Here is a 24,596-nt window from a genome sequence, read left to right as displayed (position 1 = left end):
ATGGTTTACAACCACAGGAAATTCTGCGGCGGTGTCTGCGGCAATTTCCAGTTGGGATCGTAATCGATTTTCGCAAGGTACAAGCCGTCCGGCATGAAGGTCGGCGCAGCAACCTTGCGATCGCGCCCGTCCAGCAACTCTTTCACCCACATCGGCGGACGTGCACCGGTACCGACGAAAATCAGCGAGCCGACGATATTGCGCACCATGTGATACAGAAAAGCGTTCGCATGCAAGGTCAGCAGCAGGATGTCGCCACGCCGCTGCAGATCGATCGCATACATCGTCTTGACCGGCGATTTCGCCTGGCACTGCACGGAACGGAACGACGAGAAATCGTGCTCGCCCAGCAGATGTGCCGCGCCTTCGCGCATGCGATCCACATCCAGCGGGCGGAATACCCAGCCGGCCTTGCCATCCAGCAGCGGCGCACGCACCGGATTGTTGTACAGCACGTACTGATAGGTGCGCGAACGCGCACTGAAACGCGCATGGAATTCCTGCTCCGCGTTACCGGCCACTGCGGTCGCCCAGCGCACCGCGATCGACGGCGGCAGGAAGGTATTGACGCCACGCACCCATGAATTCATGTCGCGATCCAGCGGCGTATCGAAATGCACGACCTGCTCCAGCGCATGCACGCCGGCATCGGTGCGGCCCGCGCAAGTGGTCGCCACATCCATGCCTGCGAACTGGCGCAGCGCAGCCTCCAGACGATCCTGCACGGTTTCTCCGTGCGGCTGTGTCTGCCAGCCTTGCCATGGCGCGCCGTCGTATTGCACGCCGAGCACGATGCGTTTGGAATCGTCGTTCATTGACGGAAATGAAATCAGGACAAAAAAGAAAACGGGCGCAAGCTGCGCCCGTCGTTCAGCGGCTCAATTATCTCAGGAAAGCTTGGCGAGCAGTTCGCCGGCACGCGCCGACTGTTCGCTGTTGCCGCCTTTGACGACTTCTTCCAGCAATTCGCGTGCACCTTCCTTGTCGCCGATTTCCTGATAGGCAATCGCCAGATCCAGCTTGGTCGCCATCTCGGTATTGCTGGAGAAGCTTTCGTCGTCCAGACCTTCCAGTGGCGGCAGCGCATCGGATGGCTGTTCGGCAGCCGATGCAGAAGACGGCTCCAGTTCCAGCGTAATGTCGGACAGATCAAATTCTTCCGGCTTGGCAGCCGGCTGCTGCGCCGAAGCCGGTTCATTGGAAGACGGGAATTCGAGATCGAACGATTCCGGCAACGATGCTTCAGGCGCAGACGGTACCGCAGCTTCCGATGCCGATACCGATTCGGACGCCGCCGGCTTGTCGCCGTCGAGGAAGCCGAAATCGATGGATGCGACATCGGCCGGCAATTCGGCTTTCGGCGCAGGCGTATCTGCTTCTTTCTTTTCAGACTGGCCGATATCGAAACCTTCCAGATCGAAATCCAGATCGGTGACCGGCGGCTTCTGTTCGTCTGCGGCAGCCGCCGGCGTTTCCTTCGGCATCATCGGCTGCGTATCGCCGGTCAGCATCGTCGTATTGTTGAAATACGGCGAGCTTTCCAGTGTCGTGTTCGGATCCGGCTGCGTCGTATCGAGCAGCGCATCCAGCCCTTGCTCGTCGAGCGGCTGCGTGGAAGCAGTCAGCGACGAAGCCTTCGCCGCGACGTCTGCCGGCAGTACATTGCCCGATGCATAGAGCGGGTTGCTCGGATCGAGCGCCATGCCGAGCGCGGCGGCCTGCTGCCAGTCCTCGCCTTCGCCCTTGGTCATGCTGTACAGCTCGGTCGCAAGAATTTCGAATGAACGCACATCGTTGCGATTGGAATAGATTTCCAGCAGCTTGACGCGCACGGCATGACGGTCCGGCTGCGTGCGTAGCGCTTCCTTCAGGATTTCCTCGGCTTGCGCATCGCGGCCATAGGCGATGTAGACGTCTGCTTCGGCAATCGGATCGACTTCGTTGGTATCCAGCTGGCTGGCCGACGGCACGAAATTGGAGTTGAAGACGCTGTTGTTCGTATCCACGCTCTGGCCGCCGGTCGAACCGAACAGCGAATTCGATTTCAGGCTGGAATCGGTAATGATGCTGTCTTCAAACGACTTTGCCGGCTGCTTGCGGCGGCGCGAGCTGTAGATGCCCAGACCGGCCAGCAAGGCCAGCAAGACGGCAGCGCCCGGCAGGAACATCGGGTTGGCGGCCAGATCGTCGAAGAAGCTCGGTTGCTGCACAGGAGTCGGCGGAGGCGGCGTGCGTTTTGGTTTTGGCGCAGGTTTGGGTTGCTCCGCGGCCGGGGCTGCCGCGGCATCCGGAGAGGATGCGGCTGCTGGCGGTTCAGATGCGTCGGTAGCCGTGGCGTTCGCAGCAGCATTTGCGGACGTATTGGCTGCGTTATCGGCAGCTTCTGCTGTCGGCTTCTCTGCTTCAGCGGATGCAGCAGCAGGGCTCGTCGCCGTACCGGCAGCCGGGGCTGCGGTCGTTTCCGCCTGCTTCTGCTGTGCTGCCAGATCCTTGTTCTTGATTTCCAGGATCTTCTGCAATTCACTGACGTTCTTTTCCAGCTCCTTCACGCGCGCATTCGCCTCGGCCAGCGCCTTGTCGCGTGCGATCAATTCCTCTTCGGTGACGCCGGCATTGCCGGTCGAACCGACAGCCGTACCGGATTTCGACAGTTTCAGCTTGTCCTGCGCATCATTATTGGCAGAACCGGATTCTTCCTGGATGCGCGTGGTGATCTTGCCGCCTGCGATCTGGCGCCCCTCTTCCGAAGGCTGCGCATTGGCGGCGGCAACCTGGGCCGCCAGCTTGCTGCGATAGCGGTTGAAATCTGCCGCCTGCGCCACCACGACGCCACGCGCTTCGGATTGTTCGATGACTTCGGCCGTCGTCGCTGCAGGGATCGACAGAATCTGTCCCGCGCGCAGGCGGTTCATGTTCTTGCCGACAAAGGCGTCCGGATTGGCGCGATACAGGGCGACCAGCATTTGGTCGAGCGACACGCCGGGCTCACGGTACTGGTTGGCGATCTTCGCCAGCGTATCGCCCTTCTTGACCTCATAGTCCGGATTTGCTGCGGCATTAGCAGGCGCTGCCAAATATTGTACGGGGCGCGATGGCACCGTGTTGCTTCGTGCGGCGCTCGTCGGCGCAGCAGCTGCCGGCGCCGACCGTACAGGAGCGGATGCGGCAGGCGGCGCGGATTGCGCCGGCGCCGGAGAAGATTGTCCGATCGCGACCGGCGTCACCTGCGATGCGCGCGCCGAACGCATTTCAGGCGGATCGAGCAGGAAGGTGTATTCACGCACCAGCTTGCCCTTGGTACCGCCCAGTTCCAGCAGCATGTCGACGAACGGTTCGTTGATCGGCTGCGTCGACGTCACGCGGATGATCGGCGTGCCGTTGCGCTGCTCGGTGGCGAAGCGCAATGAAAGCAGCACCGGATTCAGATCGATATTGGCCTGACGGTAGGCATCGGCCGGCGCCAGACGCGGCACCAGTGTGCCCAGTTCATCCGGTTCGACCGATGTCAGTTCGATCTCGGCACGCAGCGGTTGCCCCAGCGACGATAGCACCGTCAATTTCCCCAACCCGGCGGCGTAGACATTCGACAGCATCGCGGCGGACAGCAGCGCCGCGCTCAAAGTCTTCAGTTGAAACGAGGAAACCTTGGAACGAGAAATTGACCGCATTTTTGGAGGCATGGGGAATCCGTTGGCGTACGTTGGAAGGACTGCAAGCGACGCTTACTTATAGTTTTTTTAAGGACTTTTACCTTAGCATCATGGACTTACACGCGCAAGCGCAAGCAGCTTGTCACATAATTTAAAACCCGCCATCCAAGCGTGAAACGCTTCGATTTGGCGGGTTTATGTTGCGTCTGGACAACGCGATCCGGACGGTAATCGGGCTTTTCAGGGGGGCCTTATTTACCCAAAATGATGCGCAGCATGCGGCGCAACGGTTCGGCCGCACCCCACAGCAGTTGGTCGCCGATGACGAAGGCCGACAGATACTCCGGTCCCTGGTTCAGCTTGCGCACGCGACCCACGCCAATTTCCAGACCGCCGGTAATCGATGCCGGCGTCAATTCCTTGACGGTGATTGCACGCTCGTTCGGCACCCACTTCACCCACTGGTTGCCACCACGGATGATCTGTTCGATCTCGGCCAGCGGCACATCCTTCTTCAGCTTGATCGTCAGCGCCAGGCTGTGGCAACGCATCGCGCCGATACGCACGCACAGGCCGTCGACCGGGATCGGCTGCGTGTTGCCGAGGATTTTGTTGACTTCGGCCTGACCCTTCCATTCTTCCTTGGACTGGCCATTTTCCAATTGCGCATCGATCCACGGGATCAGGCCGCCAGCCAGCGGCGCACCGAAGAACTCGGTCGGCACGTCCTGACGGATCGTCTGCGCTACCTTGCGGTCGATATCGAGAATCGCCGACGACGGCGTCTTCAGTTCCTCGGCCACCGAGTTGTACACAACGCCCATGCCCGACAGCAGTTCGCGCATGTGGTTGGCACCGCCGCCGGACGCAGCTTGATACGTCATCGAGCTGACCCAGTCGACCAGGCCGGCATGGAACAAGCCGCCCACGCCCATCAGCAAGATGGAATTGGTGCAGTTGCCGCCGATGTAGTTCTTGATGCCGCGACCCATCGCGTCCTTGATGACGTTCAGGTTGACCGGATCGAGCACGATGACAGCGTCGTCCTTCATGCGCAGCGTCGAAGCGGCGTCGATCCAGTAGCCATCCCAGCCTGCAGCACGCAGTTTCGGGAAAATCTCGGTCGTGTAGTCGCCGCCCTGGCAGGTAATGATGATGTCGCATTGCTTCAATGCGTCGATGTCGTTGGCATCCTGCAGCGTCTTTTCGTTCTTCGCCATCGCCGGCGCCTGGCCGCCCTTGTTCGACGTCGTGAAGAAAATCGGCTCGATGTGGTCGAAATCCTTCTCTTCCTGCATGCGTTGCATCAGGACCGAACCCACCATACCGCGCCAACCGACCAAGCCAACTCGTTTCATCATCATTTCCTCAAGAAGCGGCATTGCATCGCCGCGTTCATCAAACCGCCGTAGTACATCCTCCGGCGGCGTCTCTGTCTTATGCCAATGCCTTCACGACCGCGTCGCCCATCTGCGTGGTGCTGACCTTGGTCGTGCCGGCTTCGTAGATATCTGGCGTACGCAGGCCCTGCTTCAGTACGGCCTTGACCGCAGCTTCCACGCGATCGGCCTGCTCGGCCTTGTTCAGCGAATAGCGCAGCATCATCGCCAGCGACAGGATCTGCGCCAGCGGGTTGGCCATGTCCTTGCCAGCGATGTCCGGCGCCGAACCGTGCGACGGCTCATACAGACCCTGATTCTTGGCATTCAGCGAAGCCGACGGCAGCATGCCGATCGAACCGGTCAGCATCGCGGCCGCGTCCGACAGGATGTCGCCGAACATGTTGCCGGTGACAACGACGTCGAACTTCTTCGGCGCGCGCACCAGCTGCATCGCGGCATTGTCGACGTACATGTGGTCGAGCTCGACGTCCGGATATTCCTTGTGGACGTCAGTCACGACGTCACGCCAGAACTGGAAGGTTTCCAGCACGTTGGCCTTGTCGACACTGGTCAGGCGCTTGCCGCGCTTCTGCGCTGCTTGGAAGGCGACGTGCGCGATGCGGCGGATTTCCGGCTCCGTGTAGCGCATCGTGTCGAAACCTTCGCGCTCGCCCTTGAACGGACCGTCCGGTGCTTCGCGCATGCCGCGCGGCTGGCCGAAATAGATGTCGCCGGTCAGTTCGCGCACGATCATGATGTCCAGACCGGAGACGATTTCCGGCTTCAGCGACGAGGCGCCGGCCAGTTCCGGATACAGGATCGCCGGGCGGAAGTTCGCGAACAGAGACAAATGCTTGCGCAGACCCAGGATCGCCTGTTCCGGACGCAGCGAACGCTCCAGCGTGTCGTACTTGAAATCGCCAACGGCGCCGAACAGGATGGCATCCGCTTCCTTAGCGACTTTCAGCGTCGATTCCGGCAACGGGTGGCCGTGAGCCGCATACGCTGCGCCGCCGACCGGCACGGTTTCAGTTTCGAATTTTTCGCCAAGGACATTCATCACCTTGACGGCCTGGTTCATGATTTCGGGACCGATGCCGTCGCCGGGCAGGATTGCGATTTTCATTGGATGACTTCTTAAAAAATGGAAATGGGATCGTGAGCGTAGATCAGTGAAACAGGTTCAAATCGTGTTGGACAGCCACGGCTGCGCAGCCAGATGGCGTTCTTCGTATGCACGAATCTTGTCAGCCTTCTGCAGCGTCAGTCCGATGTCATCCAGACCGTTCAGCAGGCAGTACTTGCGGAACGAATCGATCTCGAATGGATAGGTGATGTTGCCGTTGCTGGTGCCGATGGTCTGCTTTTCCAGATCGATGACGAGGCGGAAACCCGGGAAGGCCTTCACTTCATCGAACAGTTTGTCGATCTGCGATTCGGTCAGCACGACCGGCAGCAAGCCGTTCTTGTAGCAGTTGTTGAAGAAGATATCGGCGAAGCTGGGCGCGACGACAGCGCGGAAGCCGTACTGGCTCAACGCCCACGGCGCGTGTTCGCGCGACGAACCGCAGCCGAAATTCTTGCGCGCCAGCAGGATGGAAGCGCCCTGATAGCGCGGCTGGTTCAGCACGAAGTCCGGATTCAGCGGACGCGTGGAATTGTCCTGGCCCGGCTGGCCGATATCCAGATAACGCCATTCGTCGAACAGGTTCGGACCGAAACCGGTACGCTTGATCGATTTCAGAAACTGTTTCGGGATGATCGCGTCGGTATCCACGTTGGCGCGATCCAGCGGCGCCACCAGGCCGTCGAGAAGAGTAAATTTTTCCATGCCGTTCAACTTCAACTTGATGATGGACATCGGCTAACGCCGACGTCATTAGGGCTGCAAACCGGAGGATTTACCTGCCTTGGATTTTTTCGCCTGCACGTTCGACATCCTTGCCGAAGCCGTTCACGGTATTGCAACCGGCCAGCAGCCAGACAGAAGCGATCAGCAGAAGCACAACCTTTTTCATGTTTTTCTCCCTTGCTTACTTTCGGTACTTCACACAATCAAATTACTTCAACAGGCGAACATCGACGAAATGGCCTTCGATACCGGCCGCCGCAGCCATCGCCGGGCTGACCAGATGCGTGCGGCCACCGGCTCCCTGACGGCCCTCGAAATTGCGGTTGGACGTCGAAGCACAGCGCTCGCCCGGTTCCAGACGGTCGGCGTTCATCGCCAGACACATCGAACAGCCCGGATCGCGCCATTCGAAACCGGCATCGCGGAAAATCTTGTCCAGGCCTTCACGCTCTGCCTGCTCCTTCACCAGACCGGAGCCCGGCACCACCATCGCCAGCTTGACGTTCGATGCGCGCTGCTTGCCGCGCACGACGGCGGCAGCTGCGCGCAGATCCTCGATGCGCGAGTTGGTGCAGGAACCGATGAACACCTTGTCGATGCGGATATCCTCGATCGGCGTATTCGGCTTCAGGCCCATGTAGACCAGCGCCTTTTCCATGCCGTCGCGCTTGACCGGATCCTTTTCCTTGTCCGGGTCCGGGACGCGGCCGTCGACCGGCACCACCATCTCGGGCGACGTGCCCCAGGTGACCTGCGGCAGAATCTCGGCGGCATTCAGCGTGACGACCATGTCGAATTTCGCACCTTCGTCCGAATGCAGCGTGCGCCAGTATTCGACGGCGCGATCCCAGTGCGGGCCGACCGGCGAGAGCGGGCGTCCCTTGACGTAATTGATCGTCGTGTCGTCGACGGCGACCATGCCGGCGCGCGCGCCCGCTTCGATCGCCATGTTGCAGATCGTCATACGGCCTTCCATCGACAGCGAGCGGATCGTCGAACCGCCGAATTCGATCGCATAACCGGTACCCCCGGCGGTGCCGATCTTGCCGATGATGGCCAGCACGATGTCCTTGGCAGTCACGCCGGTCGGCAGTGCGCCGTCGACCTGCACCAGCATGGATTTGGATTTCTTCTGCAGCAGCGTCTGCGTCGCCAGCACGTGCTCGACTTCGGAAGTGCCGATGCCGTGTGCCAGGCAGCCGAACGCGCCGTGCGTGGACGTGTGCGAATCGCCGCAAACCACCGTCATGCCCGGCAGCGTCGCGCCCTGCTCCGGGCCGATCACGTGGACGATGCCCTGGCGCTTGTCGCGCATGCTGAAGTAGGTCAGCTTGAATTCCTGCGCGTTGTGGTCGAGCGTCTCGACCTGCAGGCGCGATGTCGGATCGGCGATCCCCTGGTCGCGGCCGGAAGTCGGCACGTTGTGGTCGGCCGTCATCAGGTTGGCGGAACGGCGCCACGGCTGACGATGCGCCAGCTTCAGTCCCTCGAATGCCTGCGGACTGGTCACTTCGTGCAGCAGGTGACGATCGATGTAGAGAATCGTCGTGCCGTCGTCGGCAGTATCGACGACGTGCGCTTGCCAGAGTTTGTCGTAGAGAGTCTGAGCCATGTTTCGCTTGCTGTAGAGGCTGGCACTAGGCCGGGAAAGCTCTCGATTATGCCATATTTGCGCCCTGCCTGAATGAGCAAGGCTCGAGATTGCCAACGCGGCTGAACGCGTTTCGTTGACAAGATGGGGATGATTTCCGCCGTTACAACGCGGCGGAATCGACGGCAATTGTCACCGGGGCAGCGGCTATTTTTTTGCCTGTAGATAAAGTGGCATCACGCGCTGCGAATAATCGGTCAGGTCGCGGCTGCGGTCGGCGCTGGACGGGTGCGTGGACAGGAACTTGATCGGCTCGCTGCCGCCGACGCGGCCCATCTTCTGCCACAACGTCACGGCGGCACGCGGATCGTAGCCGGCACGGGCGGCCAGTTCGACGCCCATGCGATCGGCCTCGGTTTCGTGGCTGCGCGAGTTCGGCAGGCCGACCAGTCCCATGTAGGCGTATTGCGCGCCCTGCTGCCCCAGGTCGCCGAGGCCGAACAATGCCGAACCGACCGAAATCAGGCTGCCGGCCACCATCTGCTCGGACGCACGCTCACGCGCGTGTTCGCGTAGCGCGTGGGAAATCTCGTGGCCGATCACCGCAGCCAGTTCGTCATCGGTCGGCTTCACCTTGTCGATCAATCCCGTGTAGACCGCAATCTTCCCGCCAGGCATGCACCAGGCATTGACCTCGGACGACGACAACACGTTGACTTCCCATTTCCAGCTGCGCGCGTCCGCACGGAACACCGGCGTCTGCGCGATCAGCCGGTCAGCGATCCTGCGCACGCGTGCGACCTGCGCCGCATCGCGGTTCAATGCATTCTTCTTTTTCTCTTCGGCGATCAATGCCGTGTACTGCTTGGTGGCTGCCTGATCCAGTTCCTGCTCCGATACCAGCATGCGCTGCTGGCGATCGATGCCGACCGTACCGCCTTGCGTCGTCTGCACGGTTTCGCACGCTACCAGCGATAGTGCGCCGGCGATAACAGATGCGGAAATCAGGGTACGCAGGCCAAACGGTTTCATCTTCCTTCCTCCAGACATAAAGGCATAAAGAGACGTAAAGGCGCCGATGGCGCCGACCCGGCTCAGCGTGCGGCCGGAATCTTCGGCGTGGCGACAGAAACATCGCCGCATTGGGCGCGATGGCGTAATGCGTGATCCATCAGCACCAGCGCCAGCATTGCCTCGGCGATCGGCGTGGCGCGAATGCCGACGCAGGGATCGTGACGTCCCAGCGTTTCCACCGTAATCGGATGGCCGGCCTTGTCGATCGACTGGCGGCCGGTGCGAATACTGGAAGTCGGCTTGATGGCGATCGATGCCGTGATGTCCTGGCCGGTCGAAATGCCGCCGAGCACGCCGCCGGCATTGTTGCTGCCAAAACCTTGCGGCGTCAGTTCGTCGCCATGTTCGGTGCCCTTTTGCGCCACCGAGCGGAAACCCGCGCCGATTTCGACGCCCTTGACGGCATTGATGCCCATCAGCGCATAGGCGATGTCTGCATCCAGCTTGTCGAACAGCGGCTCGCCCAGGCCGATCGGTACATTCTGCGCCACCACGTCAATGCGCGCACCGCAGGAATCGCCGTCCTTGCGCAACTGGTCCATGTAGGCTTCCAGCTGCGGCAGGATGCTCGCGTTGGCCGCGAAGAACGGATTCTCCGGCACATGCTTCCAGTCCTCGAATGGAATCGCGATCTCGCCCAACTGGCTCATGCAGCCCTTGAACGTCGTGCCGTACTGTTCCTTCAGCCACTTCTTGGCGATTGCCGCCGCGCCGACGACAGGCGCAGTCAAACGCGCCGACGAACGGCCGCCACCGCGCGGATCACGGATGCCGTACTTGTGCCAATAGGTGTAATCGGCGTGGCCGGGACGGAAGGTATCGACGATGTTGCCGTAATCCTTGCTGCGCTGGTCCTCGTTGCGAATCAGCAGCGCAATCGGCGTGCCGGTGGTCTTGCCCTCGAATACGCCGGACAGGATTTCGACAGTATCCGACTCCTGGCGCTGCGTCACATGGCGCGACGTGCCCGGCTTGCGACGGTCCAGTTCTGGCTGAATGTCGGTTTCCGACAACACCATGCCAGGCGGACAACCATCGATCACGCAGCCGATTGCGGGGCCGTGCGATTCGCCGAATGTAGTAACGGTAAACAGTGTGCCTAGGGTATTGCCGGACATAATGGGACGCGAGGTTGACTTGGTAAAGTGGTCATTCTACCAGCGCAGCAGCCGACGTCGTTCCAATTCCATAGGGAAAAAGCATTGCCTGATGCCGGATCGGTGTGCAATATACGGTTTCCAAACGGGAACCCATAAGAATCGGAGACGGCACCCATGAGCAAGGCGGTCAGCCATCGCAAGGATGACCTTGTATTTCTGGAAGAAACGGTGCGCGGCTCCGGTGACAACAAGACTGAAACAAAAGATCTGCCATGGCAGATTCTGATCATCGACAACGATGCGGATGTCCATTCCGCAACGGCCTCTTCCCTCGATGGTATTGAGATACAAAACCGGCCGCTGGCATTCCTGCATGCCTATTCGGCACCGCAGGCCCACGAAATCCTGGCAGCGGAACCTCATATCGCAGTCATCCTGCTGGATGTCGCGATGGTGCAGCACGAAAGCCTGCAGTTGCTCCGTTACATCCGAGAGGATTTGCTCCGTACTGAAGTGCGCATCATCCTGCGCACCGGACAATTCGACCTCACACCGGAAATCGATGCCATCCTGCAGTACGACATCGACAACTACAAGACCAAATCCGAACTGACCCGCGTCAAGCTGTTCACCGTCGTCGCGGCTGCGCTCCGCTCCTACGAACAGATTCGCACGATCAACGCCAACAGCACCGGCCTGGACAACATCCTGCGCGCCAGCACCGAACTGATGGCGCAAACCACGCTCGAGGAATTCGCCACGAACGTCATCCGGCGCATCGGCAATCTGCTGAATCTGCCAGCCGACGGCCTGCTCTGCGTACAGGAAACGCTGCACGACAAGCAGACCGAACTGTTCGTCGTTGCGGCAACCGGCATCTACGGCAATCTGGTCAATCATCCGATTTCATCGTTCGACGATGCGCTCGTCGGCAATGCGCTGAGCCGCGCGCTGAGCGAAAGCCGTAACATTTATGGCCGCGATTTCGCCGCGCTGCATTTCACCGGTGACGCCGCACGTAACTTCGCCGCATTCATTCGCACCGAACGGCCGTTGAACGATATCGAGATCCGTTTGCTGGAAGTTTTCTGCAGCAACATCTCCGTCGGTCTTGCCAACCTGATGCTGGTCACACGGCTGCACAACTCGGCGTTCTACGATTCGCTGACCAAGCTTCCCAACCGCACGCGCCTGAAGGACATCATCGACGAAACGCTGGCCGCGGCGCGCAAGAACCGCTCGGTCAGCCGCCCCACCACGCTGGCGCTGATCGACATCGACCACTTCGCCGAAACCAATGACACGCTCGGCCACCAGTTCGGCGACCTGCTACTGTTGTCGGTCGCCACGCGCCTGCAGTCTCGACTGGGCGACCGCCTCATCGTCGCACGTGTGAGCGGCGACACCTTCGGTGTGCTCGGCGACGACAATCAGGTCAATCCAGACACCGTGCTCGCGCAATTCGAGAAACCCTTCAGCATCGATGGACAAGACGTCCAGCTGTCGGCTACCGTCGGCCTGGTCCGTCTGTCCGAACACGAGGGCCGCGGCGCCGAGGCATTGAAGAATGCGCACATCGCGCTGAAGCGTGCCAAGCTGCAGCAGCGCACCGGACACTTCTACTTCTCGCGCAGCATGGGCATCGACATCCGCGAACGCGTCAACATGATGCATGCGCTGCGCGCCGCCTTCGAAGAAAAGCAGTTGTACGTCGTCTACCAGCCGCAGATCGACATCGCCACCCGCACCCCGGTCGGCGCCGAGGCGCTACTACGCTGGCGCGACGATGACGGCACGATGATCTCGCCGGACCGTTTCATTCCGATCGCCGAATATTCGGGACTGATCATCGATCTCGGCGAATGGGTGCTGCGACAGGCGTGCCAGGAACTGGTGCGCATTCACCAGTTGGGGTTCACCGACTTCATGGTGTCGGTCAACGTATCGCAAGTGCAGTTCCGCCATCCGCATTTCCTTGCGATGCTGCGCCGCACGCTGCAGGAGACGCAGGCTCCCGCGCATTGCGTGGAACTGGAAATCACCGAATCGATGGCGATGGAAGAACCCGAAGCGCTGATCCGGCTGCTGGATCAGATCACGGCCACCGGTGTCAGCATCGCGATCGACGACTTCGGCACCGGCTTCTCATCGCTCAGCCATCTACAGAAGCTGAACGTGGACCGCCTGAAGATCGACCGCGCGTTCGTCACCGAAATCACCGAATCCGCACGCGGCAGCAGCATCGCCGAAGCGATCATCCAGCTCGGCCGCAATCTGGATCTGGACGTCGTCGCGGAAGGTGTGGAAGACGAACGTCAGGCCGAAATTCTTGCCGAACTCGGCTGTTCGGTCGGGCAAGGCTATCTGTTCGCCAAACCGCTGACTTCCGACGTACTGCACGACTGGCTGCACGAATATACGAGTCGGCACTAGGCACTAAATTGCACGGCCTTCCGCCGCTCACCTGAGTCTGGCGCAATAACGACGACAAGCAACGGGCAAGGTCAGCGACGTCCTGTCATCCACGCCACAAAACGCGTCACGAATTCCGGCATCGTCGAGAAGATCACGATGGCAACCACCGCATTCAGCAGGGCCGTCACCAGGAATATCTGCGGAATCGTCATGCCGGCACGCAGCAGCAGCATCGCCAGCAATGCCGCCACCACCATGAACAGGGCATTCAGGATATTCATGCCGGCGATCGTGCGCGAAATATGCGTGGGATCGCAACGTGTCTGGATCAAGGCGAATAGCGGCACGATGTAGAAACCGCCGAATGTGCCGATCAGCAGACAATCGAATACGATGCGCCAACTGCCTGTCTGCTGCAGAAAGCCGCCGATGTCGACCAGCATGGTATTCGTATAGCTGTCGCTGGCCAGATACAGGTCAAATCCGAACAAAGTCAGCCCCAGCGCACCCAGCGGCACCAGGCCGATTTCCACACGCCTGCCGGAGAGGCGTTCGCACAGCAGCGAACCGGCGCCGATGCCGAGCGAGAAGATCGTCAGCAGCAGCACGAAAATGCCGTAGTCGCCATGCAACCATTCCTTCGCATATAACGGGAACTGGGCCAGCACGATGGCGCCGTAGAACCAGAACCATGAATTGGCCAGCATCGCGGTAAACACCGGTCGATTGCGCATCGAGAAGCGGATGTTGCGCACTGTCTCCGCCGCAATGTTCCAGTCGACCCGCAATTCCGGTGCAGGAGCAGGCGAATACGGCATCGCGCGGCCGGCGATCCAGCCAGCAACCGCAACCACGATCGTGCCGACGGCCACGAGTTCGATGCCCCATGGTTTCTGCGATACCAGCATGGCGCCCAGCACCTGTCCCAACAGGATGCCGACGAAGGTTCCCATTTGCACCATGCCGTTGCCGCCCACCAGTTCATCGACGTGCAGCTTCTGCGGCAGATACGCATGCTTGATCGGGCCGAACAGCGTCGAATGCAATCCCATGCCGGCGACCGCTGCGATCAGCAGCCACAAATCGTGGTGCAACCAGCCAAAGGCAGCAACCAGCATGATCGCGATCTCCAGCAGCTTGATACGCCGCACCATGCCCGCTTTCTCGAACTTGTCGGCAAGCTGCCCGGCCAGCGCGGAAAACAGCACGAATGGCAGGATGAATAGGCCTGGAATCAGGTTGTTGAGGAAGCCGCGATCCAGCGTGGTCCAATCCATCGCCTCGAACGTCAGCACGGTTAGCAAGGCCGTCTTGAAGACGTTGTCGTTGAAGGCGCCAAGAAATTGCGCCCAGAAGAACGGCGCGAAGCGGCGCTGCGCGAGCAGCGAAAACTGATTGGGTTTGCGCATCTTGGAATCGGGAAAACACCCGGAACAATCGAAAAAGATGGGAAGCGATCGGCAGAAGCGAAACAGATGTACTGCTTTCAGTTCACGTCCTGCTTCGCTTTCGGCTCACCGGATTGTACGTGATGCGTTGCGGATAGTGACGCTGATGCCAGCGAATGCAAATGGGGAAGCGGGATATCGATGCCTCAAACAAAAAACCGTTCGCGCACCTGTGATGATGCGCGAACGGTTTTTCTTTCCGAGAAAATCCTATTCGTCAGGCTTCTCTCTCGTCGGCGACTGCAGGCCAATCCTGGATATAGGATTTCAGCATCTTGTTCTCGAAACTCTGCGCTTCCAGCACCGCCTTTGCGACGTCGTAAAACGACATCACGCCGACCAGTATCTTGCCGTCCAGTACCGGCACATAACGCGCATGTTTTTCCAGCATCAGCCGTCGTACTTCGTTGATATCGGTGTCGGAAGAAATGGTGATCGGGCTCCTGTGCATGTGATCGCGCACGGTACCGCCACCGACAGAACCGCCATTTGCATGCACGGCCGCCATCACTTCACGAAACGACAGCATGCCGATCAGGTTGCCGCCCTCCATGACAACCAGCGAACCGATGTCCTTTTCCGCCATGGCATTGACGGCGTCGAGCATCGGGCTGTCCGGCGTCACAGTGAAAAGGATGTTTCCCTTTACCTTCAGTATTTCGGATACTTTCATGGCCCCGTCCTCGCAAGTTATGGTTGTACTTCGACTCTGGACGATTCCAATGTAGCCCAAGCAGGACGAAAAATCCACAGCGGCGGCGCGATGTAAGTTATGCGTCAGGAACATTGCACTTCGCAGCTCCCTTCACCACTTCCGACATCGTTTCGTTCGGTACTCCCGGCAAGACAATCCATCCGCAACAGGCGGCCACGAAATAACTGCACGGCAGCGCGCACGGCTTGCATTCCTCCGTCTTGCAGACTAGTCTGAAACGAGCACCGTAGCGGGAGACCCACCATGGCTGTCATCGCACACAAGAATCATCCGACGTTCGCCGCGTTCTATGCCGATTATCTGACAGGACACACGGACCGTACGTCGCGCGAACTGCATTTCTTCGGCTCAACGCTGGCGATCTTTTTCCTGATCGCGTTGATGCTGACAGGCAATATGACATGGCTGCTGGCAGCCGCATTGTCGTTCTACGGCTTCGCATGGATCGGCCATCTGATGTTCGAAAAGAACAAGCCGGCCTCGTGGCGCCAACCCTTCTATTCGTTCGCCGCCGCCTGGCTGATGTACTGGCAATTGTTGACGGGGCAAATTTCCTTCTAGTTCGGCATTGCTGCCGGCGCAGGATGGGAAAAATGCGCTTCCAGCGTCTGCTGCAATCCCTGCTCGACGGCGCCCTCCACCTGCTTCGCCAGTTCGGCATTGCCTGACGCATCGAAGACGAACATCCGGTAGACGTCTGCCAGTGTCAGGCTGGCCGGATTTGCCACCAGTATCCAGCTGTCCAGCCCGTCAACGATGCGCTTGCCCCATTGCATGCGGCGCGGGCCATCGGCCTTGATGCGCGCTACCCAGCCGGCATCCAGCATCTTCTGCAACAACGTTTCCGCTTCGTCGAAGCCGAGCCGCGTGCATTGGCGGATATCCGCCATTTCGACCAGTGCCAGTCGCGACTGCCGTGCCCCGTACAGCACTTTCAGCAGCGCCATCGCATCGACGAAGGCGCTTCCCGGCTGCGGCACATGCCACCAGCGTTCGTACTTGACGATAGGCAGCGCCGCAGTCAGCACAGCGCCGCTCAGCGTGATCAGCCAACCCAGATAGAGCCAGACGAGGAAGATCGGAAATGCCGCCACCGCGCCATAGATCACCGTGTAGGTCGGCACCTTCACGATGAACACTGCAAACAGCCGCTTGATGATCTCGAACGCCAGCGCCGCCAGCAGGCCGCCGCACAAGGCATCGCGCCATTCGACCAGCCGGTTCGGCACGACGACGTACAGCGACGTAAATGCCACCGTCGTCAGCAGAATGGAAACCGACGAATAGAAGATCGCGCCGAGAAAAGGCACATGTTTGACCGCGCCGTTCGTTGCTGAAAACAGGTAGGACGTCAGCGTGATGGATGCGCCGATCAGCAACGGCCCCAGCGTGACGATCGCCCAGTAGACGAGGATGCGCTGCGCGATCGGCCGTTTCGTCTTCACGCGCCAGATCTGGTTGAACACGCGATCGATCATCAGCATCATCGCCACTGCCGTCACGATCAATGCCACCGCGCCGAAAGCCGATAGCCGTGTCGCCTTGCTTGAGAACTGTGTCAGATAACCGAGAATGGTATTGGCGATCCCCTTCGGCATCAGGTTCTGCACAAAGTACGCTTCCAGCGATGCGCGGAAGGTATTGAACAGCGGGAAGGTCGTGAAGATCGCCAGCGCGATCGTCAGGATCGGCACCAGCGCCAGCACCGTCGTGAATGTCAGGCTGCCGGCCACTTGAGGCAAGCGCTCTTCGTCGAGCCGGCGTGCGGCGAACCGGAATAGGTCGCGCACCTGCGGCCATGTCAGGTCGCGCGCGAAAGTAAATCGATGCTTCATGCGTCGTCTGTTCAGATGCCATCGAATTGCCATCGCTATCGCCGATGCCGTCGATGGTTGCAGAACAGAATGAGTTGTCTATAAAGCATCCTATAATACCAAGCATGCACGCATCCACACTCCCCATTCTCGTTCTTTATTATTCACGCCACGGCGCCACGCGCCAATTGGCCGAACTGATCGGCCAGGGCATCGACAGCGTCGCCGGCTGCGAAGCGCGATTGCGCACGGTGCCGGCCGTTTCTACCGTTACCGAAGCGACCGAACCGGCAATTCCCGCTGAAGGCGCGCCCTATGTCGAACTGCGCGATCTGGAAGAATGCGCGGCGCTGGCGCTGGGTTCGCCGACCCGCTTCGGCAACATGGCCGCCGCGATGAAATACTTCTGGGACGGCACCACCTCACAATGGCTGGCCGGTGCACTGTCTGGCAAACCCGCTTGCGTCTTCACCTCCACCGGCAGCCTGCACGGCGGCCAGGAGTCGACGCTGCTGTCGATGATGCTGCCGTTGCTGCATCACGGCATGCTGCTGGTCGGTCTGCCGTACACGGAAGCAGAACTGATGACCACCTCCAGCGGCGGTACGCCTTACGGCGCTTCGCACTGGGCCGGCGTCAACGGCAACCATCCGATTTCGACCGAAACGCGCACGCTGACCATCGCGCTTGGCCGGCGGCTGGCGCAAACTGCCGTCAAGTTGCAGAAGACTTGAGGAAGGCGTGAGGCCGGCATGAATGCGCAACACCAGAAATTCTTCCACGTCGGCGCCATCGCCAGTCTGATCGCGCTGATTCTGCTGTGTATCGCGTGGGAAATGCTGCTGGCGCCGCTGCGTCCGGGCGGCTCATGGCTGGTGCTGAAAGTCATTCCGTTGCTGCTGCCGTTGCGCGGCATTCTCAAACGAGATCTGTACACGATGCAATGGTCGTCGATGCTGATCCTGCTGTATTTCGGCGAAGGTCTGGTGCGCGGCGCCAGCGATCCGGGCCCGTCGGCCATGCTCGGCTGGATCGAGGTAGCGCTGGCGCTGGTCTTCTTCGCCTGTCTGCTCTGCTATCTGCGCCCCTACAAGAAAGCTGCCAAGGCATTGACGAAACAGGCGCTGAAAAAGGCCGCCGAATGACCGATTTCGTCGCCGCCTGCCGCCGCGCGATCGGCGCGCGACACGTGCTGACGGAAGAAGCGGATACCGCTCCCTACCTGCTCGACCGGCGCGGCCGTTTCACCGGCACCGCTTGCGCTGTCGTGCGCCCTGCATCGACGGAAGAAGTCGCCGCCATCGTCCGGCTCTGCAACGAATTCAACATCCCCATCGTGCCGCAAGGCGGCAATACCGGCCTCGTGCTCGGCGGCATTCCGGACCGCAGCGGCCAGGCCGTCGTCCTGTCACTGCAGCGAATGGATTCCATTCGCACCATCGATACCGTCAACAACACGATGACCGTCGAGGCCGGCTGCATCCTGCAGCGCGTGCAACAGGCCGCCGCCGAGGCACAACGGCTGTTTCCGCTGTCGCTGGCAGCCGAAGGCAGCTGCACGATAGGCGGCAACCTGTCGTCGAACGCTGGCGGCACGGCGGTTCTCCGCTACGGCAATAGCCGGGAGCTTTGCCTGGGGCTGGAAGTCGTCACGCCGCACGGCGAGATCTGGAACGGATTGCGCGGCCTGCGCAAGGACAATACCGGCTACGATCTGCGCGATCTCTATATTGGGGCAGAAGGCACGTTGGGCATCATCACCGCCGCGGTGCTGAAACTGTTCCCGCAGCCCAAGGCACAACGTACCGCGCTGGCGGCATTGCATTCGCCGGCAGACGCACTGCGCCTGTTGACACTGACGCAGCGGCAATGCGATGCGGCACTGACCGGCTTCGAGCTGATGTCCGGCTTCTGCCTGGCACTGGTTGTCCGGCATTTTCCACAGACTTCCCTGCCGTTTGCCACGCCGCATCCCTACTATGCGCTACTCGAACTGTCCGACCATGAATCGGAAACGCATGCCGCAGAACTGCTCGATGGCGCGCTCGGCGAAGCACATGCGCAAGGCATCGTCCGCGACGCCGTCGCTGCCCTCTCGCTGACGCAATCGCAGCAATTATGGGCACTACGCGAACGCATCCCGCTGGCGCAGGCGGCAGAGGGACGCAACGTCAAGCACGACGTCTCGCTGCCGATCTCGCACATCGCCGATTTCATCGATGCTACCTACGCCGAACTGCAGCAGTCGTATCCCGGCCTGCGCCCGGTGATCTTCGGCCATCTCGGCGACGGCAATCTACATTACAACATTGCACAGCCCATTAGTGAAGACGATACCTGGCTGCTGCCGCATCAGGACGCCATCACCCGCATCGTGCATGACAGCGTGCACCGCTTCGGCGGCTCGATCTCCGCCGAGCACGGACTGGGTGCGATGAAGCGCGAGGAAATCCTGCGTTACAAGTCGCCGGTCGAAATGCAGCTGATGCGCACCATCAAACAGGCGCTCGATCCCCGCAACCTGATGAATCCGAGCAAGGTCGTCTGATTCGATTTTTCAACTCTCCGCGAGACCACGATGCATCACTCTCTGCTTCTGCTTGCGTTCTTTACCATCTCGTTACTCACCTTTTCCCCGCCTGCGCTGGCAATCTACAAGTGCGAATCCGGCGACCGCGTCGTCTACAGCGACACGCCGTGCCGCAGCGGCAAGACGACCACGCTCGACATCGATGCGGGGCCGATCGGCGATCCCGAGGCTGCGCTACAGCGCACCGAGCAGGACAAACAAGAACTGCAGCGGCTGGAAAACGCGCGGCAGAAAGAGCAAGCCGCCGATGAACGTGCATACCGCAAACACCAAAAGGCGCAAGCCTCGAAAAAGAAGAAATGCGACAACCTGGCGCTGCGTCGCAAATGGGCCGAAGAAGATGCCGCCCATGCCCATCCAAAATCGTCCGAGCGCGCACGTCGCACAGCGAAACGCGCGGCCGAAAAACATGAACTGGAATGCGCAATCTGATTCACGCGCAACGGAATAAACTTTTCTGCCAGGCAGCATGCGGCCGCTTATGACTGTTTATGACCGCTTCTGACCGATTGCAGCCGTTTGTAAAACGCCGGTCACATGCCGCTGTTATTCTGGCCGCCGGCTCTGTGAAGGAGCTCCCCTGGCGGCACAGTCCCGCCCTACCGGGGCTGGCGGTCGGGAAACATACCAGCACCAGATTCGCAAACGGCGTCCGCAAAAAAGCGATGGTCGGCCGCACCTTGCATCGTCGCATGCAATATCGTCGCGCAGATGATATAAATATCGCTCGTCAAAGCCGTGCCGGGTTATCGGCGGTCCGCGATGCCCGGTTATTTTCTTGAACCTTCCAGTAAGGAGATATTCATGAAAGAAATCGCAGAATTCCGCGTCAAAAGCCCGAGCGGCAAGGAAATCATCCTGGAACAGGATGGCAAGGGCGTTACCTATCTCGATTACGGTTCGATCAAGCTGCCGCGCGACTTCACCGGCTTTCGCATCAAGGACACCGATCGCATCGCGGAAGATCTGGGCAACGGCAAGTTCAAGCTGAAGGGAGACGGCGAAGTCTATACTCGCCTCTGATCCCTGACGGCGAAACGCAACCTTTCGCTCTCACGACGGCAATCCCGATGCAGATCGGGGTTGCCGTTTGTCTTTGTGTGCGACTTTGCACGTCTCTCTTCTCCCATTTTCGTCATTCCCGGCCATCTTCTTTTTCGTCCTCGAACGATAGAATCTTCCTAGTTTCATCATCACTTTTTCCAAACGCCGCAGCGCAAAACCCGGTGCTAGAATCGTTCGGCAATATGGATTCCCGATTGGATTCCCAGTCTCTCGATCACCCACTTGAAGGAGCAAGGCATGTCCAAGAAAAAACTGACCACCGTTGCCGGCGCCCCGGTCCCCGATAACCAGAATGTATTGACCGCGGGCCCGCGCGGACCGCAGCTCCTGCAGGATGTCTGGTTCCTCGAAAAGCTGGCTCACTTCGATCGCGAGGTTATTCCGGAGCGACGCATGCACGCGAAAGGCTCCGCCGCCTACGGCACTTTCACCGTCACCAACGACATCACCAAATACACGAAAGCGAAACTGTTTTCGCAGATCGGCAAGAAGACCGACCTGTTCCTGCGCTTTTCCACCGTTGCAGGCGAACGCGGCGCGGCCGATGCGGAACGTGACATCCGCGGCTTTGCCGTCAAGTTCTATACCGAGGAAGGCAACTGGGATCTGGTCGGCAACAATACGCCGGTCTTCTTCTTCCGCGATCCGCTGAAATTCCCCGACCTGAACCATGCCGTCAAACGCGATCCACGCACCAACATGCGCAGCGCGAAAAACAACTGGGATTTCTGGACTTCGCTGCCGGAAGCGCTGCATCAGGTGACCATCGTCATGAGCGATCGCGGCATTCCGGCCTCGTACCGCCACATGCACGGCTTCGGCTCGCACACCTTCAGCTTCATCAATGCGAAGAACGAACGCTTCTGGGTCAAGTTCCACTTCCGCACGCACCAGGGCATCAAGAATCTGACCGATGCCGAAGCGAGCGAACTGGTCGGACGCGATCGCGAAAGCGCGCAGCGCGATCTGTACGATTCGATCGAGAAGAAGGATTTCCCGCGCTGGACGATGTCGGTGCAGATCATGCCGGAACTCGATGCGGAGAAAGTGCCCTACCATCCGTTCGACCTGACGAAAGTCTGGCCGAAAAAGAACTATCCGCTGATCGAGGTCGGCGTGCTGGAATTGAACCGCAATCCGGACAACTACTTCGCCGAAGTCGAACAGGCTTCATTCAATCCGGCCACCATCGTTCCCGGCATCAGTTTCTCGCCAGACCGCATGCTGCAGGGTCGTCTGTTCTCGTATGGCGATGCGGCGCGCTACCGCCTCGGCGTCAACCATCACCAGATTCCGGTCAATGCGCCGAAATGCCCGTTCCACTCTTTCCATCGCGACGGCGCAATGCGGGTGGACGGCAATCACGGCAGTCTGCTGCACTACGAGCCGAACAGCTACGGCGAATGGCAGGAGCAGCCGGATTTCCGCGAACCGCCGCTGAAGCTGAACGGGGCAGCCGACCGTTTCGATTTCCGCAAGGATGACGACGATTACTTCTCGCAACCGCGTGCGCTATTCAAGTTGATGACGCCGGCGCAGCAGCAGGCGCTGTTCGACAACACGGCACGCGCAATGGGCGATGCACCAAAGGAAATCAAGCAACGCCACATCGACAACTGCACGAAATGCGATCCGGCCTATGGTGCCGGCGTAAAGAAAGCGCTCGGCATGTAAGCGGTATTCGTACTGCATTGCGCAGTACATTCGGCGCAACAAAAAAGCCGGGCACATCGCCCGGCTTTTTTCATGCATGGCCCGTTCAGGCCTTGACGACGCGTACCGACAAATCCGGCAGGCCGTCGATATGTCCCGTCATCACATCGCCCGGAACAACCGGGCCGACGTTCTCCGGCGTGCCGGAGAAGATGATGTCGCCCGGCATCAGCTCGAAGGCCTTCGACAGATTGCTGACCTGTTCGGCAACCGACCAGATCATGTTCTTCAGATCTGAGCTTTGCTTGACCTGACCGTTGACCTTCAGCCAGATCTTGCCTTCGGTGAAGTTGCCCACCTTGGAAGCCGGATGGATCGGGCCGATCGGCGCGGCATGGTCGAAGCTTTTGCCGATTTCCCACGGCTTCTGTTCTTTCTTCATCGCACCTTGCAGATCGCGCCGCGTCATGTCCAGGCCGACCGCATAGCCGTAGACGTGCTGCAGTGCACTTTCGACCGGAATGTTCTTGCCGCCCTTGCCGATGGCCGCCACCAGTTCGATCTCGTAATGGTAGTTCTTCGTGAGTGTCGGATATGGGTGATCGATGGTCGTGCCGATCGGATCGTACTGGATCGCGTCGCTCGGTTTCTGAAAGAAAAACGGCGGCTCGCGCGTCGGATCGGAGCCCATCTCGCGTGCATGCGCCGCATAGTTGCGGCCGATGCAGTAGATACGACGAATCGGGAAGACATCACTGGTGCCGACGATAGGAAGCGTCGGTTGTTTCACGTCAAAAATGGTTTTCTCCTTGTTTGCCGCATTGATCGGCATCGCACAGCCGGTAACGGCACCTGCCGCCATCAGGCCGGCTGTCTGAAGGACGCCGCGTCGGTTCATGTCTGTCATGTTGTCTCCTGGCTCCGAGTGGTTTATTGGTTGTGCATGGTGGACAGGTCATCCGGCCGTGCGTTGCCATATATACACGCTCTGTATTGCCAGGCAATTGAAAATTATTGCACGGCCAGCCAGTCCTTGGCATCAGACAAATCAGGAATGAACGTCCAAGCCACGTTCAAAGTCGGAGACTGCATTCCTGCCGAAAAGAGATGAAACGGACTGACCATCCTGCGCTTCTATCGGGCAGATCAATGGACCTTCCTGCAGGAGAAATAAAATGGGAAAGAGGATGAAGAAGATTGGCCTGCCCAGCAGGAGTCGAACCTGCGACCTACGGCTTAGAAGGCCGTTGCTCTATCCAGCTGAGCTATGGGCAGAATGTGCAGCTACGCTGCGCCGGCACGCGGCAAGGCGTTGCATTATGCCCTGTTTGATGTGGCGTTTCAATGTTGCAAGACGGGCGGGATCGCCGCCTTCATAAGCCGCCTCGCGGCGGCCCTTATCTTTTTAATCCGTCGACCATGACATAGCCACGTGCAAAACCGGCCGCGAGCGCCGCGCTTTGCGAGGCGTAATCCGCGTCGTCTCCCGATTCCGCCACCAACTCGCTCTCCGCCGTAGCGTCGACGCCGGGTTCGCAAATGCGTACCGTATAGTCCCATCCCTGCGCCGCCTTCTCCTTTTGCAGGGTCGTCACATGGACTTCCATGCCCTTGTACAACTCGGTACTCCAGTTCAATTGCTTGTCCATGGCTTTCCTTGTTCTGGGAGGTTTTCCGGTTGGGGAGAAGGCACCGGCTCATCCTGCGGAACCGGATGTTCCCCCGGCAATGGATCCTCAGGTGGTTCCGGCGTAGGTGCGCGATGCAAATGCATCGCATGTGCCGACAATCGCCCCCCTATCGGGCAAAACGGCGCCGGCTCTGCGTACCCTGTGTACATAGCAATCATGAGAGATGCTCCCTCGATCAAATCCTCGATCCTGAAAGACATACAAGCGCGCCGATGAGTTCCGGCAACTGCATGCGCCGGCACGATTTTCCTACATGGCGATGTCATATTATCCGATAGGCATCCTGTCGCGGTCTTTTTAAGATCGGCGCATGACCCACCCACGTAGAGGAGTATTCATGCCGAATCAAGATAACCCAAGCGACAAGGCCGGCAGCAAGGAGAAGAAGCAGGAACGCATTTCCGCCAGCAAAAACAGGCAGGAGGAGAAAGGCAAGGCGGTCGACCAGAACGACTATATCGATACGGAATCGGAATTTTCCGTCATCGAGTCGTTACGCGAAAAACGCTGACTGTTTTCAGAGAATACCGGACTATCACTGGACTATTCCCTTCCT

The 24,596-nt window shown here is 59.6% G+C and carries 22 protein-coding genes, 1 tRNA gene and 1 pseudogene; 9 read left to right on the top strand and 15 right to left on the bottom strand.

From position 1 onward, the window contains the following. Positions 1–5 precede the first annotated feature (5 nt). The 9 genes from truA to aroC form a co-directional block, all read right to left on the bottom strand. Positions 6–815: a tRNA pseudouridine(38-40) synthase TruA gene (gene truA, locus ACO1VH_RS07905; RefSeq protein ID WP_486243953.1), complete on the bottom strand. Its 810-nt coding sequence runs from the start codon at positions 813–815 to the stop codon at positions 6–8. A 72-nt stretch (positions 816–887) separates the two neighbouring features. Further along, complete coding sequence (locus ACO1VH_RS07900) at positions 888–3,668, bottom strand: motility hub landmark protein FimV (RefSeq protein WP_486243952.1); 2,781 nt, start codon at positions 3,666–3,668, stop codon at positions 888–890. Between the two features lie 233 nt (positions 3,669–3,901). After that, positions 3,902–5,008, bottom strand: coding sequence for an aspartate-semialdehyde dehydrogenase (asd, locus tag ACO1VH_RS07895; protein ID WP_486244232.1), 1,107 nt, complete (start codon positions 5,006–5,008; stop codon positions 3,902–3,904). 79 nt (positions 5,009–5,087) lie between these two features. Next, a complete protein-coding gene (leuB, locus tag ACO1VH_RS07890) occupies positions 5,088–6,158 on the bottom strand; it encodes a 3-isopropylmalate dehydrogenase (protein ID WP_486243951.1) in 1,071 nt (356 codons plus the stop codon). 57 nt (positions 6,159–6,215) lie between these two features. Then, positions 6,216–6,863 carry a 3-isopropylmalate dehydratase small subunit gene (leuD, locus tag ACO1VH_RS07885; RefSeq protein WP_486244231.1) on the bottom strand — a complete coding sequence of 216 codons (648 nt, stop codon included), beginning with the start codon at positions 6,861–6,863 and terminating at the stop codon, positions 6,216–6,218. Positions 6,864–6,933: 70 nt separating this feature from the next. Next, a complete protein-coding gene (locus ACO1VH_RS07880; protein WP_486243950.1) occupies positions 6,934–7,050 on the bottom strand; it encodes an entericidin A/B family lipoprotein in 117 nt (38 codons plus the stop codon). 42 nt (positions 7,051–7,092) lie between these two features. After that, on the bottom strand, positions 7,093–8,496 hold the full coding sequence (gene leuC, locus ACO1VH_RS07875) for a 3-isopropylmalate dehydratase large subunit (RefSeq protein ID WP_486243949.1): 1,404 nt from the start codon (positions 8,494–8,496) through the stop codon (positions 7,093–7,095). Positions 8,497–8,682: 186 nt separating this feature from the next. Then, positions 8,683–9,507, bottom strand: coding sequence for a M48 family metallopeptidase (locus ACO1VH_RS07870; protein WP_486243948.1), 825 nt, complete (start codon positions 9,505–9,507; stop codon positions 8,683–8,685). Positions 9,508–9,569: 62 nt separating this feature from the next. Then, the gene (gene aroC / locus ACO1VH_RS07865; protein ID WP_486243947.1) at positions 9,570–10,667 is read right to left on the bottom strand and encodes a chorismate synthase; all 1,098 of its coding nucleotides are present in this window, start codon (positions 10,665–10,667) and stop codon (positions 9,570–9,572) included. A gap of 156 nt (positions 10,668–10,823) precedes the next feature. Between aroC and ACO1VH_RS07860 the strand changes: the two genes are divergently transcribed. Next, entirely contained in the window at positions 10,824–13,082 is a 2,259-nt protein-coding gene (locus ACO1VH_RS07860; RefSeq protein ID WP_486243946.1) for a putative bifunctional diguanylate cyclase/phosphodiesterase, read from the top strand. Between the two features lie 86 nt (positions 13,083–13,168). Here ACO1VH_RS07860 and ACO1VH_RS07855 read toward each other — a convergent pair. Then, positions 13,169–14,473: pseudogene (locus tag ACO1VH_RS07855) on the bottom strand (MFS transporter); the annotation flags it as partial. A gap of 256 nt (positions 14,474–14,729) precedes the next feature. Next, positions 14,730–15,185, bottom strand: coding sequence for a CBS domain-containing protein (locus ACO1VH_RS07850; RefSeq protein ID WP_486243945.1), 456 nt, complete (start codon positions 15,183–15,185; stop codon positions 14,730–14,732). Between the two features lie 285 nt (positions 15,186–15,470). On the opposite strand from ACO1VH_RS07850, the gene ACO1VH_RS07845 reads away from it, so the two are divergent. Next, positions 15,471–15,788, top strand: coding sequence for an Mpo1-like protein (locus ACO1VH_RS07845; protein WP_486243944.1), 318 nt, complete (start codon positions 15,471–15,473; stop codon positions 15,786–15,788). Here ACO1VH_RS07845 and ACO1VH_RS07840 read toward each other — a convergent pair. Further along, entirely contained in the window at positions 15,785–17,062 is a 1,278-nt protein-coding gene (locus ACO1VH_RS07840; protein ID WP_486243943.1) for a YihY family inner membrane protein, read from the bottom strand. The two genes, ACO1VH_RS07845 and ACO1VH_RS07840, sit on opposite strands and share 4 nt — an antisense overlap. Positions 17,063–17,166: 104 nt before the next feature. Between ACO1VH_RS07840 and wrbA the strand changes: the two genes are divergently transcribed. From wrbA to ACO1VH_RS07810, 6 genes are all read left to right on the top strand, one after another. Continuing rightward, complete coding sequence (gene wrbA, locus ACO1VH_RS07835; protein WP_486243942.1) at positions 17,167–17,775, top strand: NAD(P)H:quinone oxidoreductase; 609 nt, start codon at positions 17,167–17,169, stop codon at positions 17,773–17,775. A gap of 18 nt (positions 17,776–17,793) precedes the next feature. After that, positions 17,794–18,186, top strand: a complete 393-nt coding sequence (locus ACO1VH_RS07830) for a DUF2069 domain-containing protein (protein ID WP_486243941.1) — start codon at positions 17,794–17,796, stop codon at positions 18,184–18,186. After that, positions 18,183–19,589 carry an FAD-binding oxidoreductase gene (locus tag ACO1VH_RS07825; RefSeq protein ID WP_486243940.1) on the top strand — a complete coding sequence of 469 codons (1,407 nt, stop codon included), beginning with the start codon at positions 18,183–18,185 and terminating at the stop codon, positions 19,587–19,589. Before ACO1VH_RS07830 ends, ACO1VH_RS07825 begins: the two co-directional genes overlap by 4 nt. A 30-nt stretch (positions 19,590–19,619) precedes the next feature. After that, a complete protein-coding gene (locus ACO1VH_RS07820) occupies positions 19,620–20,063 on the top strand; it encodes a DUF4124 domain-containing protein (protein WP_486243939.1) in 444 nt (147 codons plus the stop codon). Between the two features lie 372 nt (positions 20,064–20,435). Beyond that, positions 20,436–20,654, top strand: a complete 219-nt coding sequence (locus ACO1VH_RS07815) for a hypothetical protein (protein ID WP_486243938.1) — start codon at positions 20,436–20,438, stop codon at positions 20,652–20,654. 279 nt (positions 20,655–20,933) lie between these two features. Further along, positions 20,934–22,370: a catalase gene (locus ACO1VH_RS07810; protein WP_486243937.1), complete on the top strand. Its 1,437-nt coding sequence runs from the start codon at positions 20,934–20,936 to the stop codon at positions 22,368–22,370. Between the two features lie 85 nt (positions 22,371–22,455). Here ACO1VH_RS07810 and ACO1VH_RS07805 read toward each other — a convergent pair whose 3' ends face one another. From ACO1VH_RS07805 to ACO1VH_RS07795, 3 genes are all read right to left on the bottom strand, one after another. Beyond that, positions 22,456–23,256, bottom strand: a complete 801-nt coding sequence (locus ACO1VH_RS07805; protein ID WP_486243936.1) for a fumarylacetoacetate hydrolase family protein — start codon at positions 23,254–23,256, stop codon at positions 22,456–22,458. A gap of 291 nt (positions 23,257–23,547) precedes the next feature. Next, a tRNA-Arg gene (locus ACO1VH_RS07800) sits at positions 23,548–23,624 on the bottom strand. Between the two features lie 122 nt (positions 23,625–23,746). Continuing rightward, positions 23,747–23,998, bottom strand: coding sequence for a hypothetical protein (locus ACO1VH_RS07795; protein ID WP_486243935.1), 252 nt, complete (start codon positions 23,996–23,998; stop codon positions 23,747–23,749). A gap of 379 nt (positions 23,999–24,377) precedes the next feature. On the opposite strand from ACO1VH_RS07795, the gene ACO1VH_RS07790 reads away from it, so the two are divergent. Beyond that, positions 24,378–24,551, top strand: a complete 174-nt coding sequence (locus tag ACO1VH_RS07790; protein WP_486243934.1) for a hypothetical protein — start codon at positions 24,378–24,380, stop codon at positions 24,549–24,551. Positions 24,552–24,596: the final 45 nt, after the last annotated feature.

The organism is Oxalicibacterium sp., assembly GCF_057353965.1.
Note: the sequence above shows the minus strand (reverse complement) of the source record. Positions and strands in the feature narration are given on the sequence as shown.

Coding starts and splice junctions, on each gene's coding strand:
- truA (WP_486243953.1), bottom strand. CDS start 815: ATGAACGACGATTCCAAACGCATCGTGCTCGGCGTGCAATACGACGGC.
- ACO1VH_RS07900 (WP_486243952.1), bottom strand. CDS start 3,668: ATGCGGTCAATTTCTCGTTCCAAGGTTTCCTCGTTTCAACTGAAGACT.
- asd (WP_486244232.1), bottom strand. CDS start 5,008: ATGAAACGAGTTGGCTTGGTCGGTTGGCGCGGTATGGTGGGTTCGGTC.
- leuB (WP_486243951.1), bottom strand. CDS start 6,158: ATGAAAATCGCAATCCTGCCCGGCGACGGCATCGGTCCCGAAATCATG.
- leuD (WP_486244231.1), bottom strand. CDS start 6,863: ATGGAAAAATTTACTCTTCTCGACGGCCTGGTGGCGCCGCTGGATCGC.
- ACO1VH_RS07880 (WP_486243950.1), bottom strand. CDS start 7,050: ATGAAAAAGGTTGTGCTTCTGCTGATCGCTTCTGTCTGGCTGCTGGCC.
- leuC (WP_486243949.1), bottom strand. CDS start 8,496: ATGGCTCAGACTCTCTACGACAAACTCTGGCAAGCGCACGTCGTCGAT.
- ACO1VH_RS07870 (WP_486243948.1), bottom strand. CDS start 9,507: ATGAAACCGTTTGGCCTGCGTACCCTGATTTCCGCATCTGTTATCGCC.
- aroC (WP_486243947.1), bottom strand. CDS start 10,667: ATGTCCGGCAATACCCTAGGCACACTGTTTACCGTTACTACATTCGGC.
- ACO1VH_RS07860 (WP_486243946.1), top strand. CDS start 10,824: ATGAGCAAGGCGGTCAGCCATCGCAAGGATGACCTTGTATTTCTGGAA.
- ACO1VH_RS07850 (WP_486243945.1), bottom strand. CDS start 15,185: ATGAAAGTATCCGAAATACTGAAGGTAAAGGGAAACATCCTTTTCACT.
- ACO1VH_RS07845 (WP_486243944.1), top strand. CDS start 15,471: ATGGCTGTCATCGCACACAAGAATCATCCGACGTTCGCCGCGTTCTAT.
- ACO1VH_RS07840 (WP_486243943.1), bottom strand. CDS start 17,062: ATGAAGCATCGATTTACTTTCGCGCGCGACCTGACATGGCCGCAGGTG.
- wrbA (WP_486243942.1), top strand. CDS start 17,167: ATGCACGCATCCACACTCCCCATTCTCGTTCTTTATTATTCACGCCAC.
- ACO1VH_RS07830 (WP_486243941.1), top strand. CDS start 17,794: ATGAATGCGCAACACCAGAAATTCTTCCACGTCGGCGCCATCGCCAGT.
- ACO1VH_RS07825 (WP_486243940.1), top strand. CDS start 18,183: ATGACCGATTTCGTCGCCGCCTGCCGCCGCGCGATCGGCGCGCGACAC.
- ACO1VH_RS07820 (WP_486243939.1), top strand. CDS start 19,620: ATGCATCACTCTCTGCTTCTGCTTGCGTTCTTTACCATCTCGTTACTC.
- ACO1VH_RS07815 (WP_486243938.1), top strand. CDS start 20,436: ATGAAAGAAATCGCAGAATTCCGCGTCAAAAGCCCGAGCGGCAAGGAA.
- ACO1VH_RS07810 (WP_486243937.1), top strand. CDS start 20,934: ATGTCCAAGAAAAAACTGACCACCGTTGCCGGCGCCCCGGTCCCCGAT.
- ACO1VH_RS07805 (WP_486243936.1), bottom strand. CDS start 23,256: ATGACAGACATGAACCGACGCGGCGTCCTTCAGACAGCCGGCCTGATG.
- ACO1VH_RS07795 (WP_486243935.1), bottom strand. CDS start 23,998: ATGGACAAGCAATTGAACTGGAGTACCGAGTTGTACAAGGGCATGGAA.
- ACO1VH_RS07790 (WP_486243934.1), top strand. CDS start 24,378: ATGCCGAATCAAGATAACCCAAGCGACAAGGCCGGCAGCAAGGAGAAG.